The following is a 4,925-nucleotide window of genomic DNA, read 5'->3' as shown; positions in this document are numbered from 1 at the left end:
ACATACTAAATACTGCCCGAAGGGCAACAAAGCGGTCTCATATCTCATATCTAATAGCGAAGCGGTCTCACCCCAACAACTTCTCGGTCTCCAGATACTTCATGATGATTTGTGTAGCACCTGCTCGTTGCTGTACATAGTTTTTAGCGGCTGTAGCGGCAGGAATTCTTTTTGCTTCTACCAACATGGCATTGAAGACTTGATTCAATTCTTCCGCATTGGAAATGGAAAATCCGGCGCCTATTTCAATGAGATCCTTTGCTTCTTGAAATTTATCATATTTCGGACCGAAAACAACAGGTATACCATAAGTAGCAGCTTCCAAGGTATTGTGGATACCAACCCCGAAACCTCCACCTATATAAGCGATCTGGCCAAATGCGTATAAGGAGGAGAGCATACCGATATTATCAATAATTAATACTGGTGCTTGCTCTATTTGTGAATGGCTATAAGTATTAAACTGTGAAAAGCGAAGGGCATTGGGGAATAACTTCAATATCTGAAGGATATGTTCTTCATGGATTTCATGAGGTGCAAGCACCATCTTCCATGTTTTATGTTTCTCTAGTAATTCTTTTAACAAGGCTTCATCTGCTGGCCAAGTACTTCCCGCAACAAGTACTGGATGATTGTTAGCAAAAGCCTTGACCTCTGTGATATCCTTATGTTCCTTGGGCAATTCGACTACGCGATCAAATCGGGTATCACCAGCAAGACCGGCATTGCTTATTCCGATCCATTTTAGAAGGTGGACACTCTCCATATTCTGCGTAAAGAAATAGGAAACTAGTTTTAAAATGTTTCGATAAAATCGAGCGTATTGTTTGAAGAATAGTTGATTCTCACGGAAAATAGCGGATATCATTAATAAGCGAATTTGACGACGCTTTAAAGCTCTGAAATAGAAGTACCAATACTCATATTTGGTAAATACGGCAAATTTCGGATTGATAAGTTCAACAAATCGCTCCGCATTTCTTGCTGTATCTTCAGGCAAATAGAACACATAATCCGCTAAAGCGGTATTTTTTCGGACCTCATAACCTGATGGGGAAAAAAAAGTTACAATTATTTTTTCACTAGGATACTTGGCTTTGATTTGCTCCATAACTGCCCTTCCTTGTTCAAATTCACCTAAGGATGCAAAGTGAAACCAAATGTATTCTTGCCCTTTTTCAACCGTTTGCTCTATGCGCTTGAGGAGACCTTTACGTCCTGACACCCACAATTTGGCTTTGGGGTGAAAAGGAGCTATAAGGCGTAATAAAAGCCCATATAAAAAGATACTCAACTGATAGAGGAAACGCATAATGTTAAAATATTGCTTATATTCGTCAAAGATATTTAAACCTTTTCAATTTCACTATTGTGCAGGAGAACAAGCGCAAACGAATATTAATAACCGGCGCAGCTGGATTCTTAGGATCACACCTATGTGACCGGTTTATTGAGGAGGATTTTCATGTTATTGGGATGGATAACCTTGTAACTGGTGACCTAAAAAATATCGAACATCTCTTTCAATTATCCAATTTCGAATTTTACCATCATGATGTTTCCAAGTTTGTCCATGTACCTGGAGAACTTCACTACATCCTTCATTTTGCATCTCCGGCTAGTCCAATAGATTACCTTAAGATTCCTATTCAAACTTTAAAAGTAGGATCATTGGGAACACATAATTTATTGGGATTAGCAAAGAGCAAACAAGCTAGAATCTTAGTAGCATCTACATCGGAAGTTTATGGTGATCCTTTAGTATCTCCACAGAATGAGGAATATTGGGGCAATGTCAATCCGGTTGGTCCACGTGGAGTATATGATGAAGCCAAGCGTTTTCAGGAGGCAATGACTATGGCATATCACAACTTCCATGGTTTAGAAACCAGAATAGCGCGTATCTTCAATACTTTTGGTCCGCGAATGCGATTGGAAGATGGAAGGGCATTACCCACCTTTATAGCGCAGGCTTTACAACAAAAGGATCTCACGGTATTTGGGGATGGTCGACAAACTCGTTCCTTCATCTATGTGTCTGATCAAGTAGAAGGAATATTCCGTTTACTGTTTTCAGATTATTGTTTACCGGTCAATATCGGAAACCCCGATGAAATGAGTTTACTGGATATGGCTAAGGAGATTATTGAATTGACAGGAAGTAGTTCAAAGATCGTATTTGAACCATTACCAATAGATGACCCTAAGCAAAGACGTCCTGACATCAGCAAGGCAAAGAAGATTCTAGAATGGGAACCGACAGTGAGTCGTCAAGAAGGCTTGAAAAAAACAATCGCCTATTATCAGGAATTATTTGAATCGAAAAACTATTAATAGAAATTAAACATTCGTAATACATTAAATATGAGCAAGAAGATATTAGTAACTGGTGGTACCGGTTATATTGGTTCACACACAGTTGTAGAATTACACAACGCAGGATACACCCCTATTTTAGTCGATAATCTTTCCAATTCAAGTGTTAAGATTTTAGATCAAATAGAGAAGATTATTGGAGTAAAACCAGCGTTTTACGAATTTGACCTTTGTGATACAGAAAAGGTAAATGCGTTTATCTCTGAGCATTCGGACATTTCTGGCATTATACACTTTGCTGCTTCAAAAGCTGTTGGTGAATCTGTTCAGAATCCATTGAAATATTACCACAACAATTTCTTCTCTTTAATCAACTTGTTGGAATCTTATAGAGAAAAGCCGATTAATTTTGTATTCTCTTCCAGCTGTACCGTATATGGCGAGCCAGATGTATTACCTGTCAATGAGGCGGCTCCAGTAAAGAAAGCAACCTCTCCTTATGGAAATACCAAACAAATCGCTGAGGAGATTTTAGAAGAAACTGCAAAAGCAGCAAGCAATTATAACATCATTGCCTTACGTTATTTTAATCCGGTAGGGGCACATGACTCTGCTTTAATTGGTGAATTGCCGATTGGAGTTCCACAGAATTTATTGCCATTCATTACGCAGACAGCTATTGGTAAACGCGAAAAGCTAACTGTATTTGGAGATGATTATGATACTCCAGATGGATCAGCGGTTCGTGACTATATCCATGTGGTGGATTTAGCAAAAGCGCACGTTGCAGCAATTCAATTGTTAGAAAAAGGAAATCCAAATGGTAATTACGATGTATTCAACGTGGGTACAGGTAATGGATATTCTGTATTGGAAGCTATTTCTGCATTTGAGAAAGCATCAGGCAAGCCACTTAACTATGTAATTGGTCCGCGTCGTGAAGGAGATATTATTAAAGTTTGGGGAGATGTTACTAAATCTGCTGATCAATTGGGTTGGAAAGCACAATTGGGAATTGATGAAATGATGGCATCTGCATGGGCATGGGAAAAATACTTAAGTGAGAATCCTATTCAGTAAGCTGAATAACATAAATATAAAAAAGCAGTGGATCAATGATTCACTGCTTTTTCATTTATTAAACCGTTATAAAAACTATAAAATTGTGATGTATTCTTAATAACCTTCTTCTTTAACCCTTTCATAGATCTTTGGGTTAAATTTAAACATTGGTGTCATCCAGTACAGCAGGATGATACGTGAATAGCGATTGTTAAACGGCGCCATTAAAAGTGTTACTGCAAGAGCAACGAAGACATATAGCCAAGGGCTTTCTAAGTTACCACTGATAAAATAAGTCAAAACACAGGCAGTAACTAATTCCGCTACGCTTAAGGCATAACTTACATACATGGCCACATAAAAGTATCCAGGCTCTTTCTCAAATTTCAAATCACATGCAGGACATCTTTCGAACATCTTTTGCGATTTAAAGCTTAGCAAAGGTGCGGCAAACATATTCCCTGTTCTACAACGCGGACATTTACCATCAATTGCACACTTTATTTCGGATGGGATGCTATATTTTGTTTCCATATTTGTATTTATTTCCATTGTGACCTCCTAAATTCCTCTGGGGTTATCCCCTCAATTTTCTTAAAAAACTTTGTAAAATATGAATTATCATTAAAACTTAATTCGTAAGCTACTTGCGACACTGTCCAATCGGGCAGAATCAAAAGTCTTTTCGCTTCTAAGATAATACGATTTCGTATAACCTCGCCTGCTTGTTGACCTAAGTATTCTTTACAAACTGAATTTAAATGATTCGGTGTTACGAATAATAATTCAGCATACTCTTTTGGCAAATGTAAGTCTTTGTAATGTTGATCGACCAATGCTATAAAGTTTTTAATCAAAACTAAATGATAATCTACCGTCTTAGAAGGAAAATTAGGCGCATAAGCCTGATCCAACTTCAGTAAGATATATAAAAGCAATGAACGATTCAAATCCGAGACAATCGGTTTTTCATTGAGTTCAATCAGTTGACTCATCAACCCCATCATTTCTCTCAATTGCAGTTCATCCAAGGTAAATACTCCTTCATTTAAGGAAGAGAACATCGCTAAGCTTTCTACATAGTCCGATTGCAACAATAAAGATTTAAAGTAATCGATATCAAAATTGACAATATAGCCTTTCATGTCACCTTCAAACATCCAAGAGTGAACTTGACCAGGTCCCATAACATATACTTGACCTCGAGAAATGGAATATTGCTTAAAATCGATTTCATGTTTCCCTGCACCCGATAGAAATAATACCATATGGTAGAAATTATGTCTATGCGGAAAAACAAGATTGGAATTCCTCTCCAAGTACACATCCAAGCGATCTGCTAGGAAATGCTTATCCTCTTTATAGGAAACCGTACATTGCTCGATTACAGGTATCTTTGCCATCGATACAAAAGTACTCAATAACTACCATTAGGCATGGTATAAAAAGAGAAATCAATGGTACTTTTTACTTGTTATGGATATTGCATGTGTAAATATGATAGGAAAATTACCATTTTAGACCGCTTTGGTTAGTATTTAGTAGAA

At 37.5% G+C, this 4,925-nt stretch carries 5 protein-coding genes; 2 read left to right on the top strand and 3 right to left on the bottom strand.

The features are described 5' to 3' along the window. Positions 1–67 precede the first annotated feature (67 nt). Positions 68–1,312: a 3-deoxy-D-manno-octulosonic acid transferase gene (locus ACP6L2_RS18100; protein WP_440510653.1), complete on the bottom strand. Its 1,245-nt coding sequence runs from the start codon at positions 1,310–1,312 to the stop codon at positions 68–70. A 59-nt stretch (positions 1,313–1,371) separates the two neighbouring features. Here ACP6L2_RS18100 and ACP6L2_RS18095 point away from each other — a divergent pair, with 59 nt between their 5' ends. Together ACP6L2_RS18095 and galE are read left to right on the top strand one after the other, a co-directional pair. Beyond that, the gene (locus tag ACP6L2_RS18095) at positions 1,372–2,334 is read left to right on the top strand and encodes a UDP-glucuronic acid decarboxylase family protein (protein WP_440510652.1); all 963 of its coding nucleotides are present in this window, start codon (positions 1,372–1,374) and stop codon (positions 2,332–2,334) included. Between the two features lie 30 nt (positions 2,335–2,364). Further along, positions 2,365–3,396, top strand: coding sequence for a UDP-glucose 4-epimerase GalE (gene galE / locus ACP6L2_RS18090; RefSeq protein ID WP_440510651.1), 1,032 nt, complete (start codon positions 2,365–2,367; stop codon positions 3,394–3,396). A 96-nt stretch (positions 3,397–3,492) separates the two neighbouring features. Here galE and ACP6L2_RS18085 read toward each other — a convergent pair whose 3' ends face one another. Both ACP6L2_RS18085 and ACP6L2_RS18080 read right to left on the bottom strand, forming a co-directional pair. After that, positions 3,493–3,795, bottom strand: coding sequence for a DUF983 domain-containing protein (locus ACP6L2_RS18085; RefSeq protein WP_440510650.1), 303 nt, complete (start codon positions 3,793–3,795; stop codon positions 3,493–3,495). A 125-nt stretch (positions 3,796–3,920) separates the two neighbouring features. After that, positions 3,921–4,781, bottom strand: a complete 861-nt coding sequence (locus tag ACP6L2_RS18080; RefSeq protein ID WP_440510649.1) for a helix-turn-helix domain-containing protein — start codon at positions 4,779–4,781, stop codon at positions 3,921–3,923. Between the last annotated feature and the right edge of the window lie 144 nt (positions 4,782–4,925).

This window comes from Sphingobacterium lactis (genome assembly GCF_051951495.1).
Classification (GTDB): domain Bacteria; phylum Bacteroidota; class Bacteroidia; order Sphingobacteriales; family Sphingobacteriaceae; genus Sphingobacterium; species Sphingobacterium lactis_A.
Note: the sequence above shows the minus strand (reverse complement) of the source record. Positions and strands in the feature narration are given on the sequence as shown.